Here is a 21,653-nt window from a genome sequence, read left to right as displayed (position 1 = left end):
ATTTGAATATTGTTTTTATGGGAACACCTGAATTTGCAGTTCCTTCTCTCGATATGCTGATTGCAGAGGGATACCACGTGGTGGGTGTGGTGACTCAGCCTGATAAACCACAGGGACGCAAAAAAGTACTTACGCCAACACCGGTTAAGGCCGCGGCAGAACGCCACGGTCTGCCGGTGTTTCAACCTGTTAAATTGCGTGATCCGGAAGCGGTAGCCCGCTTGGCTGAATGGAAGCCGGATCTGATCGTGACCGCGGCCTTTGGACAGATTCTGCCCAAAGCCGTGCTGGATATGCCTGTTCGTGGTTGTGTGAACGTGCATGGCTCTCTTTTACCGAAATATCGCGGAGGAGCCCCGATCCAACGGTCCATTATTAACGGAGAATCCGTGACAGGAGTCACATTGATGTATATGGCTGAAGGCCTGGATACCGGAGATATGATCTCGCGTGTGGAACTGCCGATTACGGATGAAGATACATCAGGATCGATGTTTGATAAATTAAGTGAGGCTGGTTCTAAACTGCTTCAGGCTGAAATGCCACGATTGATCGCAGGGGAAACAACGGCTGTCCCTCAGGATGATGCCGAGGCTTCGTATGCTCGCAATCTGACTCGGGAAGACGAGAAGATGGACTGGAGTCGTACATCACGCGAATTGTTCAATCAAATCCGTGGTCTGGTGCCGTTCTCGGGTGCTTTTACGATGTGGGATGATCAAGTCTTCAAAATCTGGGCTGCGGCTAACCCCGATCAGGTGGATCTGGCAACTTCTTCGGATGCTGGACAAGCAGAGCCGGGAACGGTACTGCAGTTGAACAAGGCAGGTATTGAAGTTTGCACAGGCAATGGGTCTCTCTGGTTGACTGAAGTGCAACCTGCAGGTAAAAAGGTGATGCAAGCCGTTGACTTTGCCCGTGGCGGTACACTGAAACCTGGAATGGTGCTGCGATGAGCGGTAACACACCGGGTCGTTCGTCGGGAAAAGGTCATAAAGCCCCAGGAAATGCATCCGGGCGCGAAGGAAACCGCCGTCCGAATTCGGGTAAATCGGGTGGTGCTGGAAATGCGTCTGCAAATGGTACATCTCGCTCCCAGAAACCGAAAACTTCTGCTCGTGCCTTGGCAGTGAAGGTTCTCAGTGCTGTTGAGCAAGATGGGGCATACAGTAATCTGGAGTTGAACCGTCGTCTGAAAGAGGCGGATTTAAGCCCCGCGGATGCAGGACTAGCTACCGAATTGGTGTATGGAACAATCGCCAGATTGAATACACTTGATTATTATCTGGAACGTTACGTCGCCAAAGGAGTATCCAAACTGCAACCTTGGGTTCGTAGCCTGCTGCGAATCAGCGTATATCAGATGATATACCTGGATCGTATTCCGGAGCATGCCGTGGTGAGCGAAGCGGTCAATCTGGCGAAGAAACTGGGCCATCAGGGAATCTCGGGCATGGTGAATGGTGTGCTGCGTAATATGATCCGCAATCGGGATGAACTTCGTATTCCAGAACATCTGCCCGTTGCCGAGCGTATTTCACTGGAGCATTCTCACCCGTTATGGATGGTTGAACGCTGGATTGCCCAGTACGGCGAGGAGACCGCGGAAGCCATCTGTCGTGCGAATAATGAGCCGCCAGCGGTGAGTGTTCGGGTCAACACTACGATGACCACACGGGAGAAACTGATGCATGAAATGAGCAGCACAGGTGCAGTTGTTGAAGCTTCTCGCCTGAGTTCAGATGGTATTCTTGTACGTAGTGGCGGAAACATGGCTCTAACGTCCTGGTATCGGGATGGATTGTTCTCTGTACAGGACGAAAGTTCCATGCTCGTCGCTGAAGCAGTTGCGCCGGAAGAAGACCAACTCGTATTGGATTGCTGCGCAGCGCCAGGGGGTAAAACAGCTCACATGGCTGAGAAAATGCACGATCGCGGTCGTATTGTAGCGAACGATGTACATGCTCACAAGCGCCAGCTGATCCTGGATCAGGCGGAGCGTCTCGGTCTGAGCTGTATCGATGCTGTAACTGGAGATGCTCTTGATCTGAACGAGCGGTACCCGGAAGCGTCGTTTGACCGCATTTTGCTGGATGCACCATGTTCCGGTCTGGGTGTTATTCGCCGCAAACCGGATGTGAAATGGACCAAAACCGCGAAAGATATTGAAGATATCTCCAACCTGCAACGTGAACTGCTTGATCGGGTTGCGCCGTTGTTAAAACCAGGCGGGATTCTGGTTTACAGTACGTGTACCATTGAACCTGCCGAGAATGAGGTTATGGTTGCAGACTTCTTGAACCGACATCCGGAATATCGTCCAGCGGAAACGTCCGTCTGGTCCGAAGCGGAGACAGTGAACTTGAAGGTCGTCAATGGTGGCGTTCAGATTTTGCCACAATACGCTCACAGCGACGGATTTTTCATCGCACGGTTGACAAAAACAGCGGAATAACAGTTTAATAGAGCACGGAAGGATGACCGCCGAGGGGAACTTCGGCGGATTTCTTTGTGATGTGACTTGAAGATTATGGTCAGAGAAAAGTGATGGCAGGGTGCGATGGTCGCATTGAGGTGTTATAATGCATGAAGTACTGATATCAAGGGTATACATGGATGTAAAGTGGTCTTTGTGATAGAATAGGACGAATGAAACGAAATGAAGGAAGCCAACGAAAAGAAAAGAAGGAATAGGTGTTGACAACAAAATGAAACCTTTTATATATGATTATTCCCTGGAAGAACTGCAGCAATGGGCTGTTGAGAACGGGGAGCCGGCGTTTCGCGGTGGTCAAATATTTGACTGGATTTATGTAAAACGCGTGAATGATTTCAGTGAAATGACGAATCTGTCCAAGCCATTGCGTGAAAAACTGACAGAGCAATTTGAATTTGTAACGCTTAAGGAAATTACAAAGTTTGAATCCAAGGATGGAACCGTTAAATTCCTCTTTGGTCTTCATGACGATCATGCCATTGAGACAGTAATCATGAAGCATAACTACGGAAACAGTATCTGTGTAACCACACAGGTTGGATGTCGTATTGGTTGTACGTTCTGTGCGTCCACATTGGGTGGACTCAAGCGTAACCTTACGGCTGGGGAGATTGTTGCCCAGGTTGTGCAGGCTCAGAAAATTCTTGATGAACGCGGCGAGCGTGTCAGCAGCATCGTGATCATGGGTTCGGGTGAACCGTTCGAAAATTATGAAGCAACGATGACTTTCTTGCGCATTATGATTCATGAAAAAGGACTGAACATTGGTCAGCGTCACATCACGGTTTCAACGAGCGGAATTGTTCCGAACATCTACAAGTTTGCAGATGAAGATACACAGATTAACCTCGCCATTTCGATCCATGCACCCAATGATGCACTGCGTTCGAAATTGATGCCGGTTAACCGTCGTTTTCCTTTTGAAGATGTGATGGAGTCCCTTCGTTATTATCTGGCCAAAACAGGTCGGAGAATTACGTTTGAATATGCACTCATTGGTGGGGTGAACGACCAGCCAGAGCATGCAGCAGAACTGGCAAGCGTGCTTAAGAACATGTTGTGCCACGTGAATCTGATTCCGGTTAACCATGTTCCTGAACGCAAGTATGTAAGAACATCGAGAAGCGATATTTTCAATTTTCAGAAGATTCTCTCGGAACAGGGTGTTAATGTAACCATTCGTCGTGAACAGGGACATGATATTGCTGCCGCTTGCGGTCAGCTTCGTGCAAAGCATATGGAGTTGAGGTGAGAACGTTTTGATCAAAACAGTTCATGTGAGCCATATCGGACGGGTGCGTTCGGTGAATGAAGATTCAGCCTGGATTCGTAATCTCGATACAGGATATATTCTGGGTATTGTTGCCGATGGCATGGGTGGACATCTTGCAGGGGATACGGCAAGCCGCTTGGCAGTGGAGACGTTGGTGCACGATCTGGGAACGCTGGAACCAGGTCTGTCGCATGCGTCTCTGTCTGCAGCTCTCAGCGACGCTATTTTGCATGCCAACGAAGTCATATTCCGCACGGCATCTACAGATGACAAGTACCACAACATGGGAACAACGGTGGTTGCAGCGTTATTGAACGATACGGAAGGTGTTATTGGACACATCGGTGATAGCAGAGCTTACAAAATTGCGAACAAAGCTGTGATCCAGCTGACCGAGGACCATACACTGGTGAATGAATTGTTCAAAAACGGCCAGATCAGTAAAGAGGATGTGTCTCATCATCCACGTCGCAACGTGCTGACTCGTGCGCTTGGAACAGATGCCGAAGTGAAGGTGGATCTGGATACCGTTAAGCTGGAGGAAGGCGAAGTTCTTCTCCTGTGCAGTGACGGTCTCAGTAACCTGGTTAGCAATGAGCAGATTATTCAGGTTGCCGGCAATCAGGAACTGGCATTGGAAGATCGTGCAGACCGACTGCTTCAGTTGGCTTTACTTGCTGGTGGAGACGATAACATCACGGTTGCATTGTTCGAGTTGCAGAAGGAAGGTTCCGTGGATACGGAAACGGGGTGTGAGTCATGATTGGGCACCAGCTAGGCGGACGATATGAAGTGATTGAGCGAGTCGGGGGTGGCGGCATGGCTCTCGTGTACAAAGCCCAGGATCTTCTGCTGAACCGGAATGTAGCGATCAAAGTCCTTAGACAGCAATTTGTGCATGACGAAGAGTTTATTCGCCGTTTCCGCAGGGAAGCACAATCGGCAGCCTCACTTTCTCATCCCAATGTAGTCAGTATTTATGACGTGGGACAGGAAGATGACGTTCATTATATTGTCATGGAGTATGTGGAAGGCAAAAACCTGAATGAAATCATTAAAGAACGTGCGCCTCTGCAGGTGGACGAGTCGGTGAGAATTGCTTCCCAGATCGCAGATGCGCTCGATCATGCACATCATAATCAAATCATTCATCGGGATATCAAACCCCATAATATATTAATTGGCCGGAATGGCCGTGTGAAAGTAACGGATTTCGGGATCGCTCGTGCCGTTACATCTACAACGATTACGCAGACAGGTTCCGTAGTCGGTTCTGTACATTACTTCTCACCGGAGCATGCCAAAGGCATCGTTACTGGCGAAAAATCGGACTTATATTCTCTTGGGATCGTACTGTACCAAATGCTGACTGGGCAACTTCCGTTTTTGGGGGAAAGTCCAATCAGTGTGGCGTTGAAGCATTTGCAGGAAGAGTTCGATGAACCACGCAAATTCAATCCATTGATTCCGCAAAGTGTGGAAAATGTCATTCTGAAATCGATGCGCAAAAATCCGCAGGAACGTTATCAGTCAGCCAAAGAAATGCAGACCGATCTGGAAACTTGCCTGATGCCGGAGAGACGCAATGAAACGAAGATTGATTTTCCGGATGAGGATGATATAGACCAGACTCGCGTTATGCCAGCCATCAAGCCTGAACCGCGCGGAGTCACATCGACGGGTGCAGTGCCTGTGATGGAGTCTGACGATGAAGCAGGCAAGGGTAAATCGAAAGCTAAGAACTGGAAGAAGCCAACATTGCTCATTTCTTTGACTGTTCTTATTCTAATCGCCATGGTGGGCGTTGTATGGTATGTCAAGGGTATGCTGGTTGTACCTGAAGTTACCGTACCTAACGTGATCACCCAGACGGAAGAAAAGGCTCGGGAAATGCTCGAGGAGAAGGGACTCGTCGTCAGTGATGAGGTCATCCGTCTCTACCAGGAAGATGTCGAACCCGGTATTGTCTTTGACCAGAGCAGAAAAGAAGGCGATGTCGTCAAAGAAGGTTCCGAGGTCCAGATCAGTGTTGGTGCAGAAAAAGAACTGGTGAAGATGATTGATGTCAAACAAGAGACTTATGATGAGGCTGTCAAGAAATTGACTAAGCTTGGTATTAAGGAAGATCAGATTCAGCGGAAAGATGATTTCTCCAATGATGTGGCTTCAGGTACTGTAATTTCCCAGACACCTGGCGTCAATGAGGAATTCGATCCTGCTATAGTTCAGATTGAGTTAATCATAAGTAAAGGTACTGAGACGGTCAAAATGCCTGATCTGAAAAACCATACCCGCAGTGAAGCTGAAGAAAAGCTTAAATCTGCTGGACTGGAACTTGCTCAGGTGCAGGAAGAACCAAGTTATACGATAGAAAAGGGCAAAGTGACGCAGCAATGGCCTGTGGAAGCGGGCACAGAGGTGAGTCCTGGTGATAAGATTACGATCTTTATCAGTACAGGTTATCCACCTGAAGCGCTGCAATACCCTTTTGATATTAATGTATCACCCAAAGAAGAGGGCAAAAACAGTAAAATCCGTATCACGTATGAAGATGCACGCGGCAAGAATCAGGAATGGGGAACTCGCACCGTCAATTCAACCCAGACGCTGACTATTCCCCTTGTGCTCGCTCCAAATGAAAATGGGGCTGTGTCCGTGTATCGAGATGGACAGTTCCTGGACACGTATCTTGTCTCCTACAGTGAAGCCAAAAACGGAACAGTGAGTGTACCTTCCATTGACCCGGAACAAAGCACACAACCACCGCCAGAGAATGAGCCTGATCCGGGTGTAGGTAGTGGTGAAGAAGGCAGTGTTGACCCGAACCAGGAGGGTGAGCCTGAGTCTACACCGGCAGATGGTGAGGGTGACGGTGAAGAGGAAGATACCTCTGCCATGAATAACGATAAAGGTCATGGCAAAGGAAAAGAAAAGAAAACGGAAGTCGTTAACGCATCAAGCCGTCCATAAGGGCGGCTTATGCTGGCGTCTGGAGTAAATGTACCACCATCTAAAGGAGGGCGACGGAGCTATGCCAGAAGGTATCATCGTTAAAGCGCTAAGCGGTTACTATTATGTCATGCCAGTGGAAGACAACGGGGCTCCTTCGGTTGAAGGTTCCGCCGTTCAATGCAGAGCCAGAGGTATCTTCAGAAAGCGGGGAACATCACCGCTTGTAGGTGATCGCGTCAGCTACATGTTGACTGAGAACGGAGAAGGAACGGTAGATGAAATTCGGAAGCGTGAGACGGAACTTATCCGTCCTCCTGTAGCCAATGTAAGTTTGGCTGTTCTCGTGTTCTCTGTGAAGGAACCGGATATGAACCTGAATCTGTTGGACAAGTTCCTTGTTCACATCGAGCAGGCGGGGCTGGATGCACTCATTGTGTTGACCAAACTGGATTTGGCAGATCCAGCCAAAGATACCATTGCTGAAGTGAAGGCATTGTATGAACAGGTGGGTTACGAAGTAATCTCGACAAGTTCACGTACCGGTGAAGGCAGTGAATTGCTCAGAGACCGTCTGGCTGGTAAGATCAGCGTATTCTCCGGACAATCGGGTGTAGGCAAGTCTTCGATGTTAAATGCATTGATGCCGGGCCTGACGCTGGAGACAAATGCGATCAGCATGCGTCTCGGACGAGGGAAACATACCACCAGACACGTGGAACTTATACCCCTGGATAATGGCGGGTTCGTCGCAGATACGCCGGGATTCAGCCAACTGGACTTCCTGGAGATCGGTGTGGAGGAACTCTCTACTTGTTTCCGGGAATTTGCCCAGTTTGCAGATCAGTGCAAGTTCCGAGGCTGTACCCATACACATGAACCAGGCTGTCGTGTGCTTGCGGCCAAGGAGGAAGGTCTAATCTCCGAAAGCCGATATCAGCACTATGTGCTGTTCCTGACCGAAATGAAAGATAAGAAGCGGAGGTATTAACATGATTAAAATTGCCCCATCGATATTATCAGCTGATTTTGCCCGACTTGGTGCGGAAGTAGCAGAAGCCCAAGCTGCAGGAGGAGACTGGATTCATGTTGACGTTATGGACGGTCATTTCGTCCCTAATATTACGCTTGGACCTGCGATTGTGAAGGCGATCGCTCCACATACAAGCTTGCCGCTCGATGTACATTTGATGATTGAGAATCCGGAGCGTTATGTTGAGGAATTTGCCAAAGCGGGTGCAGCAGTAATCACCGTTCATGCTGAGGCTTGTGTGCATCTGCACCGGGTTATTCATCTGATCAAGGAGCAGGGAGTGAAGGCAGGGGTTGCCCTTAATCCGGGAACGCCAGCTAGTGCCATTCTGGAAGTTCTTGATGATGTTGACATGGTTCTGGTCATGACAGTAAATCCTGGTTTTGGCGGACAGGCATTTATCTCGGGTACCATGAACAAAATCAAGCAGATTCGTACCTGGTTGAATGAAAAGGGACGCCATGATGTACATATCGAAGTAGACGGCGGGATTGCTGCCGACACAGCCCCGCTTGTGGTGGAAGCTGGAGCAGATGTACTCGTTGCCGGAAGTGCTGTATTTGGCCGTGAGGATCGTGCTGCTGCGATTACTGAAATTCGCCGTAGCTACGAGGGCTAATCTATGACCCTTAAGGAAACGCTGTGGACGATGGCTGCGAGTCTTGCGACGGGACTTGTGCTTGCTTTGTTTGCGGTTATTCAATCCCCGTATAATGCCATTACGTCATTGATCGGGGTGGGCGTTGTTATTATGTATTTCCGCAAATTTGATCGAACGGGACATCGGGTTACTTTTGTCATATTCAGCATACTGTATTATGTACTGAGTGTTTTCATGATCGCTGTCTATCAATATATTCCTTCCGAAACGTAAATGACCTGATCTTCGGGCTTGTCATTGTGGAATAGGGATCGAAGGTTCCGCATAAATATGGTTACATGAGCAGGTTTCTCATGTAGCCTTTTTTGTCGTGTTTGAGGTAAAGAAGACCTGGAGCATAGGATACGGCGGACGCATGAGCATGATGGGGAGGGTGAATTATGAAATTTTACACATTCAAACTGCCGAAGTTTTTGGGAGGGTTTGTAAAGGCGATTCTTAATACGTTTCAAAAGAACTGACCCGATTGATAAGGTAACAGGGAATACCGCCGCTTTGGCTCAGGCTTATCTGGAATTCGTACCTGCGAAGCGCCATGCGGCGGCCATTCACATGTTAATGAGCGTATTCAAGAATCCTTTTTTTGAATACCAAAAAAGCACCTGCAAGGAACAAGGTGCTTTTTGCTTACCCGATTTATAGTAGCTTTGCGTGATTATACGCGAGTCACTTTACCGGCTTTCAGTGCACGGGTGCTTACGTATACACGTTTTGGTTTGCCGTCAACGAGAATGCGGACCTTCTGAACGTTTACGCCCCAAGTACGACGGTTACGGTTGTTAGCGTGGGATACGTGGTTACCGGTGCCCGGTTTCTTACCTGTCACATAACATTTGCGAGACATAGATTACACCTCCTATCCTAAAATAACCAGTTGCCTTCAGAAACGAAAAGTCATTCCATAAGGACTAAATTGTTCTTCCTGATCCATCAAGATCAGGCTTCAGTAGCTAATGGCGTTGTTCAAACCGGCATAACCGGATCATTTCCATTACTTAACCTGCATAAAACAATACTTAAATATAATATCATAATCAAAAAAGCTTCGTCAACTGATCCAAAAACTTTATTTATTTCTCTTGTCTAATATAGTACAATGTTGAATAGTCCATAATACAGTGGTGAACAGGCTGTTGCCGCGAGAAAGTCGGAGAATAAACCGTACTTAGAGGTCGGTGGTCTGCTTTTTGGCAACGCTGTGAGCTGCGGCATTCCATCATTGGCACCAGTCTCCATGCGGCATTCATGCCGGCTCTTGATACCGGTGCATATCCGTATGCCCCGAAGTTAGGGGTGCAGAGAGTGCAGGATATTGGTAGTCCGGCCGCCCAGACCGTTAATCCGGCTGACATGTTGTATTGTATGCCTGTGCCGGACAAGGTATGGACGAAGAATAACGCAGTCCGCGTTAGCGCATGAACAGACCAGACACATCTTGGTGCAAGGTGTTCGTGTATCAAGCTAGGAAGGGGAATTCTCACTTGAGTATACGTTCTTTAAATGGAACAGATTTCACCGCAATGGTACTTGCCGGAGCGGAACAACTTGGACAGCATGCAGAGCACGTCAATTCCCTGAATGTTTTCCCTGTGCCGGATGGTGACACGGGAACGAACATGAATTTGACAATGAGTGCAGGAGTTGCAGAGATTAAAAGAAAAAGTTCTGCCTCCATCGGCGAAGCTGCCGGTATTTTATCAAAAGGATTGCTTATGGGTGCACGGGGGAATTCAGGAGTTATTTTATCCCAATTGTTCCGTGGATTTAGTCGTTCAGCTGCTCCCTATGAGGAACTGAATACGCTCCAATTTGCAGCAGCCCTGCAGAACGGTGTTGACGCAGCATACAAAGCTGTCGTAAAGCCCGTTGAAGGGACCATTCTTACCGTAGCCAAGGAAGCGGCCAAACATGCCAACTACTACGCAAGACGGACGAATGATATTACTGAATTAATGAATGAAGTTTTGTTAAAAGCAAAAGAAGCACTGGCAATGACTCCGGAATTACTGCCTGTACTGAAACAGGTTGGTGTTGTGGATTCAGGTGGTCAGGGGCTTGTATATATCTACGAGGGCTTTATGGAAGTGTTGCTGCAAAGTGACGGAGGAAACCGTACTTCCTTGAAGAAAGAATCGACTCCAGCCGTGGCAGCATCTGCTTTGAAACCAGCTGCACCGGCAGAAGTGGTTGTCAAGAAGCCTGCACAGCAGGTAATTGCACCGGAGATGCCGTTGTCTGCTCAGGCGAGATTGGAAACGGAAGATATTGAATTCCTGTATGATATGGAATTCTTCATTAATCGGGAGCTTGGAGAGAACGCAGGAGTGGCATTCGATGATGAGGCATTCCGGAAAGCGTTGTCAGTTAATGGGGATTCAATTATCATCATTGCCGATGATGAAGTAATCAAAGTTCATGTCCATTCCAAGACACCGGGCGATGTATTAAACCTGGCGCTACAATATGGTGAAATTACACAGATTCATATTCTCAATATGCGTGAACAGCACCGGGATCTGCTGACGGCAGGCATGGACAGTGCTCCATCACCTGAATTGTTTGCAGAGATTCCACCTGAGGCAGCACGCAGTATGGAAGAGGCTGTCCTTCCTGCAGATGAGATGGCACCGTACGGTTTTATTGCGGTATCCTCCGGTGACGGTATTGCAGAGATCTTCCAAAGTCTTGGCGTCGATGTCGTTCTGTCCGGTGGACAGACGATGAATCCAAGTACTGAGGATTTTGTGAAAGCCGTTCGTTCAATTGCTGCGGAGCAGGTATTTATACTCCCGAACAATTCTAACATTGTACTGGCTGCCGAGCAGGCTCGTGAATTGCTTGAAGATGAGCGCCGGATTACGGTTATTCCAAGCAAGACCATTCCACAGGGGATGGCGGCTGCTTTTGCTTTCCAGGAAGATGAGTCTGCGGAAACGAACCGTGACCAGATGCTCGAGGCAATTAGCCGGGTGCAGTCCGGTCAAGTGACTCATGCGGTTCGCGATACGCAATATGATGAATTGGATATCAAGGCAGGACACTATATTGGTATTCATAACTCCAAAATTGTAGCGACGGATGAAACCATGCTTCAAGCATGTGAAGGTCTGCTCAAGCAGATGATGGAGAGTGGAGATGAAGTGGTCACGATCCTTGAAGGGGACGAAGCTGACCCTGAGGTTACCGCTGCCCTCGCTGCATGGCTTGAAGAACAGTATCCTGATGCTGAGGTAGAGGTACATCTTGGAGGACAGCCTGTGTATTATTATTTGTTCTCCGTAGAGTCCTAATAAAGGTTGTTCAAAAAGTCTCTAGTTGACTTTTTGAACATGCACTTATAGCACTTTAGCGAAGAGGAGGAGAGTCATGAGCCACAAGGTTGCGATTGTAACGGACAGTACGGCAGATATTCCCGAAGAACTCATCCGCAAATACGGGATTCACATTGTTCCACTTCGTGTTCTGTTCGGGGAAGAAACCTATGCAGACGGCGTTGATCTGACTTCAGAACAGTTCTATGAAAAATTGAAGAAGGTATCTGTGTTGCCTACAACTTCACAGCCATCTCCAACCGATTTCATGAATGTGTATCAAGCACTACTGGATGAGAATCCGGAACGCCCGATTGTGTCAATCCACCTGTCATCCGGTATGAGTGGTACCTATCAATCGGCCATGCTCGGCAAGTCTTTGCTGGAGCGTGAGGGTGACATCACCGTGCTGGATTCGAAGTCAGCATCTTATGGATACGGTCTGATGGTGGTACAGGCTGCTGAACTTGCCGAACAGGGCAAGTCAGCAGTCGAAATCGCTGCCGCTATTGAAGGGATGCAACAATCTCGCAAGTTGTTCTTTCTTGTAGATACTCTGGAGTATCTGCAAAAGGGCGGCCGGATTGGCAAAGCTTCAGCCATCTTGGGAACGTTGCTTAACATTAAGCCGATCCTGTCTATTGATGAAGAAGGCGTGATCTACGCAGTTGAGAAAGTCAGAGGTCATAAAAAAGCAATGGCACGCATTATTGAGCTGTTCCAGAAGGATCTTGCAGGCAAACGGGTTAACCTGGCGGTAGGTCATACCGCAGACCCGGGATCAGCGATCGCTTGTGCAGAGCAGCTGCGGGGTCATTTTACACTGAATGAAGTGATCTATACCAATATTGGAGCCGTAATAGGCAGTCATGTTGGACCTGGTGTCATTGCGATCTTTATGTGGCCTGTTCCGGAATGAGGGATTAGACATGAAATTGGAAGAAATATCAGTTAAGCAAATTAACGGCGTGAGTGCTCTCAAAGAGGGAGAGCTTCACGCCTTTGGCATCTCTACTGTTAAAGACCTGCTGGAATATTATCCGTTCCGTTATGAGGATTACCGTCTGCGTTCACTTAGTGAAGTGAAGGATGGGGACAAGATTACGGTCCAGGGACAGGTGATGGGCATTCCTGTATTACAACGATACGGCAAAAAGTCCCGTCTCACCTGTAAGATCATGACGGAAGAATGGATGATTACAGCAACCTGGTTCAATCGCCATTTCCTCAAAGAACAGCTTACGCCCAATCGGGAGATTGTGATCACAGGAAAATGGGAACAAAAGCGCATGCAGATGACGGTCACCGACTCGGAGTTCCCGGATAAAGGCGATGGACGTTCAGGCACACTGCAACCTGTATACTCGGTAACCGGCAAGCTCACGCAACAATGGATGCGCAAAACGATCCATCAGGGATTAATCCAATTCGGAGATATGATTCCCGAGATTCTGCCCCAATCGTTGATGAAAAAATATAGTCTGATGCCACGCAAGCAGGCGATTGCGGGAATTCATCGTCCACAAGATAACCGGGAAGGTCAACAGGCCAGACAGCGGATGGTGTATGAAGAACTGTTTCTGTTCCAGTTGAAAATGCAGGCGTATCGTGCGCTCAACCGAAATCGCATGGATGGCGTGGTACATACTACGGATAATACGACGATTCGTGAGTTTGTACGCAGCTTACCTTTTGAACTGACAGATGCTCAGAAAAAGGTGGAGCTTGAAATTCTGCATGATATGCGTTCACCCTATGCAATGAATCGGTTATTGCAGGGTGATGTAGGATCGGGTAAAACGGTGATTGCGGCGATTGCCCTATATACAACGGTTCGATCCGGTTTTCAGGGGGCTCTGATGGTGCCTACGGAGATTCTGGCGGAGCAGCATATGCGTTCACTGCAAAAGCTGTTTGAACCGTTTGGGGTAACCGTAGGGCTGTTAACGGGCAGTGTAAATGGGCGTAAGCGTAAAGATCTGATCGCATCGTTGCAAATGGGCATGATTGATATCGTGGTGGGGACACACGCCCTGATTCAGGAAGATGTCTTCTTCCGTGATCTGGGTCTTGTGGTGACGGACGAGCAGCATCGCTTCGGTGTGAATCAGCGCAGCGTTTTACGACGTAAAGGATATAATCCGGATGTATTAACGATGACGGCTACGCCAATTCCACGGACACTGGCGATTACAGCTTTTGGGGATATTGAAGTATCCACGATCTCGGAACGTCCAAAGGGACGGATTCCCATCTCTACGTATTGGGTCAAACATGACATGATGGAGCGCGTGCTCGGGTTTATCTCCAGAGAAGTGGATCAGGGGCGTCAGGCCTATCTGATCTGTCCACTCATTGAAGAGTCGGAGAAGCTGGATGTGCAGAATGCCATTGATCTGCATGTACAGATGCAGCAGAACTTTCCGAAATATCGTGTAGGTCTGCTGCATGGCCGGATGACGGCCGCGGAGAAAGAAGAGATGATGCGTGACTTCTACAGCAATGATATTCAGCTGCTCGTCTCGACTACCGTTGTAGAGGTTGGGGTCGATGTGCCAAATGCAACGTTGATGGTCATTATGGATGCGGACCGCTTCGGGCTGTCCCAGCTGCATCAGCTGCGTGGTCGGGTTGGGCGTGGGGCCCATGCGTCCTATTGTGTACTCATTGCTGATCCCAAAACGGAGGTTGGACAGGAGCGCATGAAAGTCATGACCGAAACGGAGGATGGATTCGAGGTATCTCGTCGGGATCTGGATCTCCGGGGTCCGGGGGATTTCTTTGGTACGAAGCAGAGCGGGTTACCCGAGTTCCGTCTTGCCGATATGGTTGCTGATTTTGCTGTACTGGAACAGGCCAGGGATGATGTATCCCAGTTGATTGCGGAAGTGAATTTCTGGACGTCTGTGGACTACACACCTCTGCGTGATTTTCTACAGCAACAGCAAGTATTCAAGGGCGATCTGATTGACTAAAGTAGTCCATGGCGACTGTTTTTTCTCATTACCTTTGTAAAAAAAGACAAGTGTACAAGTCCTCCCGACATATGAATAAGAAGTGAGTTTATTCTTTGGGAGGTGCTATACGTTTTGGGTTACCAACAATATGGAATTAGCCCGCAGCTGGTGGAGCGGATCAAATTAAAGATGAAAAATCCTGCTGTCAAAGAGCGTATCAAAAAGTTGATTGATGGCGTGACCAAGTCTGATTTGCAGGATAAGGCCAAGGTCAGAAGGTTGGTCAAGTCTTCGGCAGTCATTATGAATGAGCATTTCTCTCCTGCGCAGGAGGAGCAGTTCGTTGCTTTTGTACTCGCACAGAAGATTGATCCGAACAATACGTTTCATCTGATAAAGCTGTGGGGGATGTTTAGGTAGGGATTCGATGTAATGTTGGGTGGAAAAAACATTCGTTTACACGAGGGCACTACGATGACAGAATAACCTTCCGAGCGCTGTTATCCCCGGATTTTCTGATTGACCCTTTCCAAGGGTAAAATCCGGTGATAAAGGCGCACGCTTCGCTTCTTTAGGTTATTTCTGTCCTCTCCGTTGTTGTGTAACTTTTATTCATTTTAAAAACCCAAATTAGATTCAAGTTGTGTGGTAATTTAGGAAGGGGTGCCAAGGAGAAGCCTGTCAGCTAAGCACCACACGAAAACAAGGAACTGGGCCATCATGCATGGCCTGGTTCCTTGTTGTTTGCGGTGAAGGGTTTGTGTTGCTTTCGGTATTCCTCTGGGGTCCAACCGGTCAATTTTTTAAACACCCGAAAAAAATATTTTGGATTGGCGTAACCCAGCTGTTTGGCAACCCGGTAGATTTTATCGTCTGTGCTCGTTAAGAGCTGCTTGGCTTGCCTGATCCGTAGTCGGTTTACGTAATCAGTGAAGTTCTCGGATGTCTTTTCTTTAAATAAATGACTGAGGTAACTCGGGTTCAGGTAGAACAGGGACGATACCCATTCCAGCGTTAAATCCTTGGTATAGTGATTATCGATATATGTCCTGACGTTGTCGATCACTTGATCTGATGCGTAGGGGTTGTCTTCCTTAAGCAGAAGGGCTGTTCCCGTCAGTACCTTTACCATGTAATGCCTAATGCACTCCATATCGAACGAGACGTTCAGGACGGCCTCCAAGCTGGAAGAGGCACTACTGTTACCTCCGTTCTGGATATAGTTACTCAGTAGCCGTTTGGTTTCCGTAATAATGTCTCTGCACTGCTCTTTCAGGTGGACAAGCAAGGCGTCAGGCTGGCGGATGTAGAAGGCAAAGAAATCGGTGATGAGCTCTTCCACCTTCGGCACATTCCCGCTCTCTATAAAAAATAACAGTTCATACATTCGAGCCCACTTCAGTTGAAGTAAAGGAATTTGCTCCTGTGAAAATACGTAACATTTGCCGAAATCGGTAATGGCTCGTTCGTCCAGCGCAAGGATCGTTTGATGGTGAGCTTCTCGGACCCCACCAATGCCTGTATGCGGCAAGCTGATTCCCACACAACAATCCGTAGTTTCGGATTTGGACAAAATCATACTCGCTGTTTGTGTCGCCATTTTCTGCAAATCCAGGGGGCTTGTGCAACCCAGATCATGCATCAGGAAAAACAGTAGCTGATCCGTTTGTGGATGAGGAATGTACAGGCCGTTCGAGAAGGTAGGCAGTTGCTGTTCGGAAAGCGGTTGAGGACCATAAATCGTCATTAAAATGAACTGGTCAGATGCCATGATGGCGGCAAATTCCGCAGAGCGGAACACAGGTGTTTTGATGGATGAATGGGGAGCCAGCACATAATTCAGGAAGGCTTGCATGTCGGCATCCCTTTTCATCTGCTCCGTTTCCACTTCTCTTAGAACGACTTCCCGCTGCAGGGCTTTTTCGTCAGTGGTGAAAAAAGACAGGTATCCTGGGCATCGCAAGTGTGGATGGTTCTGGCTGAGATCATGGATGCTCCAGCGGCCCGGCAATTACTTGATCGGTTAACGAGTAACGGAGAAGCTATTGGCATGACCACGCCGTACATGGTTCATCATTATGTCGATGCATTGATTATGTGCGGGGAAGAGGAGAAGGCACTGGAGCAGATCCGAAGGTATTGGGGCGGTATGTTAAAGGACGGAGCGGACACTTTCTGGGAGCTCTACGACCCGGACGACAAAACGTACTCCCCTTATGGCAGCAATTTGGTCAACAGTTATTGTCATGCTTGGAGCTGCACACCAAGTTATTTTATCAGGCGATTCTTCATAAATTTTAGACTTGAGGTCAACCAGGAACGTCTGGTTGGCCTTTTTGGATTAGTTGCAGGATTACAGTATAGAGCCAGCCATGGCCTATTGTTTCTAACATCTCTCTTTGTTGTTTGTATCCTTAGAAGAACGGGTGGCTATTAACGAAGCAATGAATACTAAAATTAAAATGTTGTTATACGGGTTTCCTTTAAGTATGTAGACTTGAACGATGAGTGCCAGGGTTGAAATGCTTAAGATTATTCGCAGGACAATCGCCGATGAGTGATCGGGATTTTGGCTTCTTTTGGAGACACCATATATGGTAAGGCATATTAGACTAAAAAGCAGAATTAAACCTAAGAGTAGAATTGCAAGCATGCATGAACACCTTTCTGTATTAATTTCACTGAATAATTGGAATAACATGACAACTAATTGTAACATAGGTTTTTCTGGAATCGCAGATTTTCATAGAAGTTAAGGGATGAACTATCATATGCATGGTACAGTATTGTTGATGCATTTTCACAGGATGGACTTTGCTTTCCTCTGGGGGGAGCGGTAAACTGTTGCATACGAGCATACGAGCATACGAGCATACGAGCATACGAGCATACGAGCATACGAGCATACGAGCATACGAGCATACGAGCAGTAGGGATCGATGTCATGGTTCGTCAAGAGCGTAGCTGAGGCGGTATGCATTTATATCAGACAGATGTGGAGGAAGTACGGTTGGAAATGTTTACGATGCTGCTGGGTTTATTTGAACGGGCGGCGCTGTTGATTATATTTTTATTCTTTCTGTCGAGGGTGCCGAGATTTAGGCAGATTCTGCAAAAGGGGAAATTAAGGTCGCAGGAGTCTATTGCTGTTACCTTGTTATTCTGTGCTTTTGCCATCTTCGGGACATATACGGGCATTAATGTTGAAGGTTCATTGGTGAATGTGCGGATCATCGCCGTGTTATCGGGTGGTATTTTGTTTGGAGCGCCTGTGGGTATTATTACGGGTATTGTCTCTGGGGTGCATCGGTATTTAATTGATATGGATGGAGTCACAGCCATACCGTGTCTGATCACGAGTATCCTTGCAGGTCTGGTCTCCGGATATATACATAAGTATACGCCCAAGCCCAAGCGATGGATCATCGGTATTGGTGCCGGAATGATCTGTGAAGCGCTCACGATGTTATTGATCCTGCTATTTTCCTATCCCGATCCACTGGGTGCTGATATTGTGTCGAAGATTGCGCTGCCTATGATTCTGGGTGAAGTCAATATTGGGCTGATTGTGCTCCTAGTGCAGAGTGTGGAAGGGGAAAAGGAGATGATTGCGGCTCGTCAGGCGAAGCTTGCGCTGGAGATTGCAAACAAAACCTTGCCGTATTTCCGTTCGATTGATGAGGATTCTCTGCGCAAAATCTGCCGGATTATTCAGGAGGATATTCAGGCTGATGCGGTTGCAATTACGGATACCCGGAATGTACTGGCTTATGTAGGATTTGGGGAGGAACGCTATCATATTGGTAATGAGATTATTAGTGAGATGACCAAAAAGACGATATCCAGCGGGGAGATTACGATTAGTAATGATGTGATTGATGAAAAAACACCGGATATTCACTCGCTGTTAATCATTCCGCTCAAAGAACGAGGAGACATTACAGGTGCGCTCAAAATCTATTATCGCAAAGCGTATAAAATTACGTATCCATTGCAAACGATGGCTGTAGGTCTGTCACAGATCATCTCAACCCAGATGGAGGTATCGCGGGTAGAAGAGATCAAGGCTGCTGCCAACAAAGCAGAACTGCGTGCATTACAGACGACCATTCATCCTCATTTTCTGTTTAATGCGCTGAATGCGATTGCTTCGTCCATCCGAACCAAACCGGATCGTGCACGGGAGCTGATTGTGAATCTATCCGGGTACATGCGCTACAATCTGGAGCTGTCGGATGAGTTAATTGATATTCATAAGGAACTGGAGCAGGTCCGTAATTATGTAGAGATTGAGAAAGCTCGCTTCGGCAGCCGACTTAACGTGATCTATGAGATTGATGAAGTTGCGGTGCATATTCCAAGTCTTGTCATCCAGCCACTCGTCGAAAATGCAATTATTCATGGCATTCTCAAGGTTAAGGGACCTGGCACTGTTCGAATTCGGGTACAGGATTATCCGGAGTTTGTGCGAATCAGTGTCAGCGATACAGGAGCAGGCATTGGAGCAGACATTATAGAACGGGTCTACCACGACCGTATGCCTGGTAACCAGATCGGGCTGTATAATGTGCATCGCCGGGTCAAGCTTATTTACGGACAAGGTGTAACCATTACAAGGCTGGAACAAGGAACCGATATTTTATTTGATGTACCCAAAGGAGATGTCGTAACAAGGTGATGATGGATCAATGAGAGCTCTTATTGTGGAAGACGAGATTCTGGCAAGTGAGGAATTGAATTATTTAATTCAAGAACATAGTCAGATTGAAGTGATTGACCGCCTCGAAGACGGGCTGGATGTACTGAAATTTTTGCAGGAACAAGAAGTGGATGTCATTTTTCTCGATATCAATATTCCCTCGCTGGACGGCATGATGCTGGCCCATCATATTGGGAAGTTTGCGATTAAACCCTATATTGTATTTACTACGGCGTATAAGGAACATGCAGCAGAAGCCTTTGAGTTGGAGGCATTTGATTATATTCTGAAGCCTTATGACGAGAAGCGAATCGCTGCGATGCTCCATAAGCTGGAGCTCGCATTCAAACGTGATCATGCGCCGGTAGAGCAACGTGTTGAGGATGGACCAGCCCCTACGGTGGACGGATCTGCTGCGCAGGGGGAACTGTTACGAGATACGAATTCCCATACGGACAGTAGAATTAATCTGCTGCGGAATGACAATATTATTGTTACGGATATGGTAGACATCTACTATGCGGAAGCGCAAGAGAAAGTGACGAAGGTATATACCAAAAATGGTGAGTTCACCATGCCAGTGAGCATATCGGATTTTCACAGCCGTCTGCCACAGGATACGTTCTTTCGCTGCCACCGTTCATACGTTGTAAATCTGTCGCAAATCCGTGAGATAGTGCCTTGGTTCAACAATACGTATCTGCTTCGCCTGCGCGATCTGGAGGCTGAAGTACCCGTGAGCCGTGGGAAGGTCAAAGAATTCAGGCAACTCATGCGCATCTAGAAGCAGTTCATTCCGCATCTGATGCAACTCATGCTCAAAACGGTGTAATGAATCCCCTTTCATGTATGATTGGCTTGTGAACGCATTCATGTATATGACATCGGCAAAGGGGAGATCACGATGAAAGCATCAATTTCATCCGTTTCATCAACACCTGAATCAACATTTGCACCTGCAAAAATGAACCGCTGGCTTATTGTTTTGGGGACTATCATTGTACAAATGGGTCTTGGAACCATCTATACCTGGAGTTTATTTAATCAACCGCTGTCTGATCGTTTCGGATGGGACGTCAGCTCGGTCGCGATAACTTTTTCAATTACCAGTTTTGCTTTGGCATTTGCCACATTGTTTGCAGGTCGGTTGCAGGAACGTTGGGGTCTTCAGCGCCTGATTCGTGTAGCCGGGGTTGTGCTTGGGCTGGGTCTTATTCTGAGTTCCCAAGTCACTTCGTTAACAATGCTGTACATTTTGGCTGGATTTGTCGTTGGTTTTGCAGATGGTACGGCGTACATTACGTCGTTGTCCAATCTGATCAAATGGTTCCCGGAGCGTAAAGGCCTGATCTCGGGGATCTCGGTCGGAGCTTTTGGTACCGGGAGTCTATTGTTCAAATATGTGAACACGGCATTAATTGGTGCCGTTGGTCCTGCTCAGGCATTTATGTACTGGGGTATTATCGTTCTGGTTCTGGTTGTTGCGGGATCATTCCTGATCCGTGAAGCCATTGTTCGTGAACAGGCTCCGGCAAGTAAGGAAGGTTCGAAACAAGTCGTAGCCCGTCATGACTATACGGTGAAAGAGATGCTGCGTACAAAAGAAGCGTACATGCTGTTCGTTATTTTCTTCACGGCGTGTATGAGCGGCCTGTATCTGATCGGTATTGTCAAAGATATCGGTGTACAGCTTGCAGGACTTGATGTAGCTACAGCTGCGAACGCAGTAGCCATGGTTGCGATCTTTAACACGGCAGGACGTATTATTCTTGGTGCGCTGTCGGATAAAGTAGGACGAATGAAGGTCATCGCTGGTGCGCTGCTTGTTACAGCCGTAGCTGTAATGACACTTAGTCTGGTTCCACTGACCTTCGGGATCTTCTTTGCCTGTGTGGCGGCCGTTGCATTCTGCTTCGGCGGTAACATTACGGTATTCCCAGCGATTGTGGCCGATTACTTCGGACTGAAAAATCAGAGCAAAAACTATGGTGTGATCTATCAGGGATTTGGATTTGGTGCTTTGGCTGGATCATTCATCAGCGCCCTGCTGGGTGGATTCCATCTAACCTTCATCGTGATTGCTGTACTCTGCGCTGTCTCGCTGTTGCTCGCACTGATCATTACCCCTCCAGGTCAAGGTCGTCGTGCACATCAACGTGAAAAACAGATGAACCTTAACCCTTCATCACGAGCAAGCTAACAACATGCACTGGAAGTACGAAACTGAGGATATTTCTTCATCTTAAAAAGTAAATTAAAACACAGCGGTCTCC

Annotated in this window: 19 protein-coding genes; 17 read left to right on the top strand and 2 right to left on the bottom strand. The window is 47.7% G+C overall.

What is annotated here, in order from left to right; all coding sequences use genetic code 11:
* Nucleotides 1-2: 2 nt before the first annotated feature.
* The 9 genes from fmt (at nt 3) to spoVM (ending at nt 8,874) form a co-directional block, all read left to right on the top strand.
* Nucleotides 3-956, top strand: coding sequence for a methionyl-tRNA formyltransferase (gene fmt / locus AC1S8V_RS20000; protein WP_482070466.1), 954 nt, complete (start codon nt 3-5; stop codon nt 954-956).
* A complete protein-coding gene (gene rsmB / locus AC1S8V_RS19995; protein ID WP_482070465.1) occupies nt 953-2,455 on the top strand; it encodes a 16S rRNA (cytosine(967)-C(5))-methyltransferase RsmB in 1,503 nt (500 codons plus the stop codon). Before fmt ends, rsmB begins: the two co-directional genes overlap by 4 nt.
* A 253-nt stretch (nt 2,456-2,708) precedes the next feature.
* Entirely contained in the window at nt 2,709-3,749 is a 1,041-nt protein-coding gene (gene rlmN, locus AC1S8V_RS19990; RefSeq protein ID WP_062836114.1) for a dual-specificity RNA methyltransferase RlmN, read from the top strand.
* A gap of 7 nt (nt 3,750-3,756) precedes the next feature.
* Nucleotides 3,757-4,533: a Stp1/IreP family PP2C-type Ser/Thr phosphatase gene (locus AC1S8V_RS19985; RefSeq protein WP_145322830.1), complete on the top strand. Its 777-nt coding sequence runs from the start codon at nt 3,757-3,759 to the stop codon at nt 4,531-4,533.
* Nucleotides 4,530-6,740, top strand: a complete 2,211-nt coding sequence (gene pknB / locus AC1S8V_RS19980; RefSeq protein WP_482070464.1) for a Stk1 family PASTA domain-containing Ser/Thr kinase — start codon at nt 4,530-4,532, stop codon at nt 6,738-6,740. Before AC1S8V_RS19985 ends, pknB begins: the two co-directional genes overlap by 4 nt.
* A 61-nt stretch (nt 6,741-6,801) precedes the next feature.
* Entirely contained in the window at nt 6,802-7,710 is a 909-nt protein-coding gene (gene rsgA / locus AC1S8V_RS19975) for a ribosome small subunit-dependent GTPase A (RefSeq protein ID WP_482070463.1), read from the top strand.
* 1 nt (nt 7,711) lies between these two features.
* Nucleotides 7,712-8,371 (top strand): ribulose-phosphate 3-epimerase, encoded by a 660-nt coding sequence (gene rpe / locus AC1S8V_RS19970; RefSeq protein WP_145322824.1) that lies wholly within the window; start codon nt 7,712-7,714, stop codon nt 8,369-8,371.
* A 3-nt stretch (nt 8,372-8,374) separates the two neighbouring features.
* A complete protein-coding gene (locus tag AC1S8V_RS19965) occupies nt 8,375-8,626 on the top strand; it encodes a hypothetical protein (protein WP_482070462.1) in 252 nt (83 codons plus the stop codon).
* A 167-nt stretch (nt 8,627-8,793) separates the two neighbouring features.
* The gene (gene spoVM / locus AC1S8V_RS19960) at nt 8,794-8,874 is read left to right on the top strand and encodes a stage V sporulation protein SpoVM (protein WP_019424875.1); all 81 of its coding nucleotides are present in this window, start codon (nt 8,794-8,796) and stop codon (nt 8,872-8,874) included.
* Between the two features lie 194 nt (nt 8,875-9,068).
* Here the strand turns inward: spoVM and rpmB are convergent, their stop codons facing one another.
* Nucleotides 9,069-9,257: a 50S ribosomal protein L28 gene (rpmB, locus tag AC1S8V_RS19955; protein WP_017687459.1), complete on the bottom strand. Its 189-nt coding sequence runs from the start codon at nt 9,255-9,257 to the stop codon at nt 9,069-9,071.
* Between the two features lie 637 nt (nt 9,258-9,894).
* On the opposite strand from rpmB, the gene AC1S8V_RS19950 reads away from it, so the two are divergent.
* The 4 genes from AC1S8V_RS19950 to AC1S8V_RS19935 all read left to right on the top strand — a co-directional run bounded on the left by AC1S8V_RS19950 (nt 9,895) and on the right by AC1S8V_RS19935 (nt 15,101).
* On the top strand, nt 9,895-11,703 hold the full coding sequence (locus AC1S8V_RS19950) for a DAK2 domain-containing protein (protein ID WP_482070461.1): 1,809 nt from the start codon (nt 9,895-9,897) through the stop codon (nt 11,701-11,703).
* A gap of 76 nt (nt 11,704-11,779) precedes the next feature.
* The gene (locus tag AC1S8V_RS19945; protein ID WP_278299014.1) at nt 11,780-12,643 is read left to right on the top strand and encodes a DegV family protein; all 864 of its coding nucleotides are present in this window, start codon (nt 11,780-11,782) and stop codon (nt 12,641-12,643) included.
* A 10-nt stretch (nt 12,644-12,653) separates the two neighbouring features.
* Entirely contained in the window at nt 12,654-14,699 is a 2,046-nt protein-coding gene (recG, locus tag AC1S8V_RS19940; protein ID WP_482070460.1) for an ATP-dependent DNA helicase RecG, read from the top strand.
* A 114-nt stretch (nt 14,700-14,813) separates the two neighbouring features.
* Nucleotides 14,814-15,101 (top strand): stage VI sporulation protein F, encoded by a 288-nt coding sequence (locus tag AC1S8V_RS19935; RefSeq protein WP_433745176.1) that lies wholly within the window; start codon nt 14,814-14,816, stop codon nt 15,099-15,101.
* A gap of 298 nt (nt 15,102-15,399) precedes the next feature.
* On the opposite strand, the gene AC1S8V_RS19930 is transcribed toward AC1S8V_RS19935, so the two are convergent.
* Complete coding sequence (locus AC1S8V_RS19930) at nt 15,400-16,644, bottom strand: helix-turn-helix domain-containing protein (protein ID WP_482070459.1); 1,245 nt, start codon at nt 16,642-16,644, stop codon at nt 15,400-15,402.
* Nucleotides 16,645-16,668: 24 nt separating this feature from the next.
* Between AC1S8V_RS19930 and AC1S8V_RS19925 the strand changes: the two genes are divergently transcribed.
* From AC1S8V_RS19925 to AC1S8V_RS19910, 4 genes are all read left to right on the top strand, one after another.
* Nucleotides 16,669-17,118: a hypothetical protein gene (locus AC1S8V_RS19925; RefSeq protein ID WP_482070458.1), complete on the top strand. Its 450-nt coding sequence runs from the start codon at nt 16,669-16,671 to the stop codon at nt 17,116-17,118.
* Between the two features lie 588 nt (nt 17,119-17,706).
* Nucleotides 17,707-19,359, top strand: a complete 1,653-nt coding sequence (locus tag AC1S8V_RS19920; RefSeq protein ID WP_482074530.1) for a LytS/YhcK type 5TM receptor domain-containing protein — start codon at nt 17,707-17,709, stop codon at nt 19,357-19,359.
* A 10-nt stretch (nt 19,360-19,369) separates the two neighbouring features.
* Nucleotides 19,370-20,164, top strand: a complete 795-nt coding sequence (locus AC1S8V_RS19915; protein ID WP_482070457.1) for a LytR/AlgR family response regulator transcription factor — start codon at nt 19,370-19,372, stop codon at nt 20,162-20,164.
* 180 nt (nt 20,165-20,344) lie between these two features.
* Complete coding sequence (locus AC1S8V_RS19910) at nt 20,345-21,580, top strand: L-lactate MFS transporter (RefSeq protein ID WP_482074529.1); 1,236 nt, start codon at nt 20,345-20,347, stop codon at nt 21,578-21,580.
* Nucleotides 21,581-21,653: the final 73 nt, after the last annotated feature.

It is taken from the genome of Paenibacillus sp. B46(2026), assembly GCF_056786355.1.
Note: the sequence above shows the minus strand (reverse complement) of the source record. Positions and strands in the feature narration are given on the sequence as shown.

What these genes read in the sequence shown, in the direction of transcription:
- AC1S8V_RS19920 (WP_482074530.1), top strand. Translation starts at nt 17,707, where the DNA reads ATGCTGCTGGGTTTATTTGAACGGGCGGCGCTGTTGATTATATTTTTA.
- AC1S8V_RS19915 (WP_482070457.1), top strand. Translation starts at nt 19,370, where the DNA reads ATGAGAGCTCTTATTGTGGAAGACGAGATTCTGGCAAGTGAGGAATTG.
- AC1S8V_RS19910 (WP_482074529.1), top strand. Translation starts at nt 20,345, where the DNA reads ATGAACCGCTGGCTTATTGTTTTGGGGACTATCATTGTACAAATGGGT.
- rpmB (WP_017687459.1), bottom strand. Translation starts at nt 9,257, where the DNA reads ATGTCTCGCAAATGTTATGTGACAGGTAAGAAACCGGGCACCGGTAAC.
- AC1S8V_RS19965 (WP_482070462.1), top strand. Translation starts at nt 8,375, where the DNA reads ATGACCCTTAAGGAAACGCTGTGGACGATGGCTGCGAGTCTTGCGACG.
- spoVM (WP_019424875.1), top strand. Translation starts at nt 8,794, where the DNA reads ATGAAATTTTACACATTCAAACTGCCGAAGTTTTTGGGAGGGTTTGTA.
- recG (WP_482070460.1), top strand. Translation starts at nt 12,654, where the DNA reads ATGAAATTGGAAGAAATATCAGTTAAGCAAATTAACGGCGTGAGTGCT.
- pknB (WP_482070464.1), top strand. Translation starts at nt 4,530, where the DNA reads ATGATTGGGCACCAGCTAGGCGGACGATATGAAGTGATTGAGCGAGTC.
- rpe (WP_145322824.1), top strand. Translation starts at nt 7,712, where the DNA reads ATGATTAAAATTGCCCCATCGATATTATCAGCTGATTTTGCCCGACTT.
- rsgA (WP_482070463.1), top strand. Translation starts at nt 6,802, where the DNA reads ATGCCAGAAGGTATCATCGTTAAAGCGCTAAGCGGTTACTATTATGTC.
- AC1S8V_RS19925 (WP_482070458.1), top strand. Translation starts at nt 16,669, where the DNA reads ATGGATGCTCCAGCGGCCCGGCAATTACTTGATCGGTTAACGAGTAAC.
- rlmN (WP_062836114.1), top strand. Translation starts at nt 2,709, where the DNA reads ATGAAACCTTTTATATATGATTATTCCCTGGAAGAACTGCAGCAATGG.
- AC1S8V_RS19945 (WP_278299014.1), top strand. Translation starts at nt 11,780, where the DNA reads ATGAGCCACAAGGTTGCGATTGTAACGGACAGTACGGCAGATATTCCC.
- rsmB (WP_482070465.1), top strand. Translation starts at nt 953, where the DNA reads ATGAGCGGTAACACACCGGGTCGTTCGTCGGGAAAAGGTCATAAAGCC.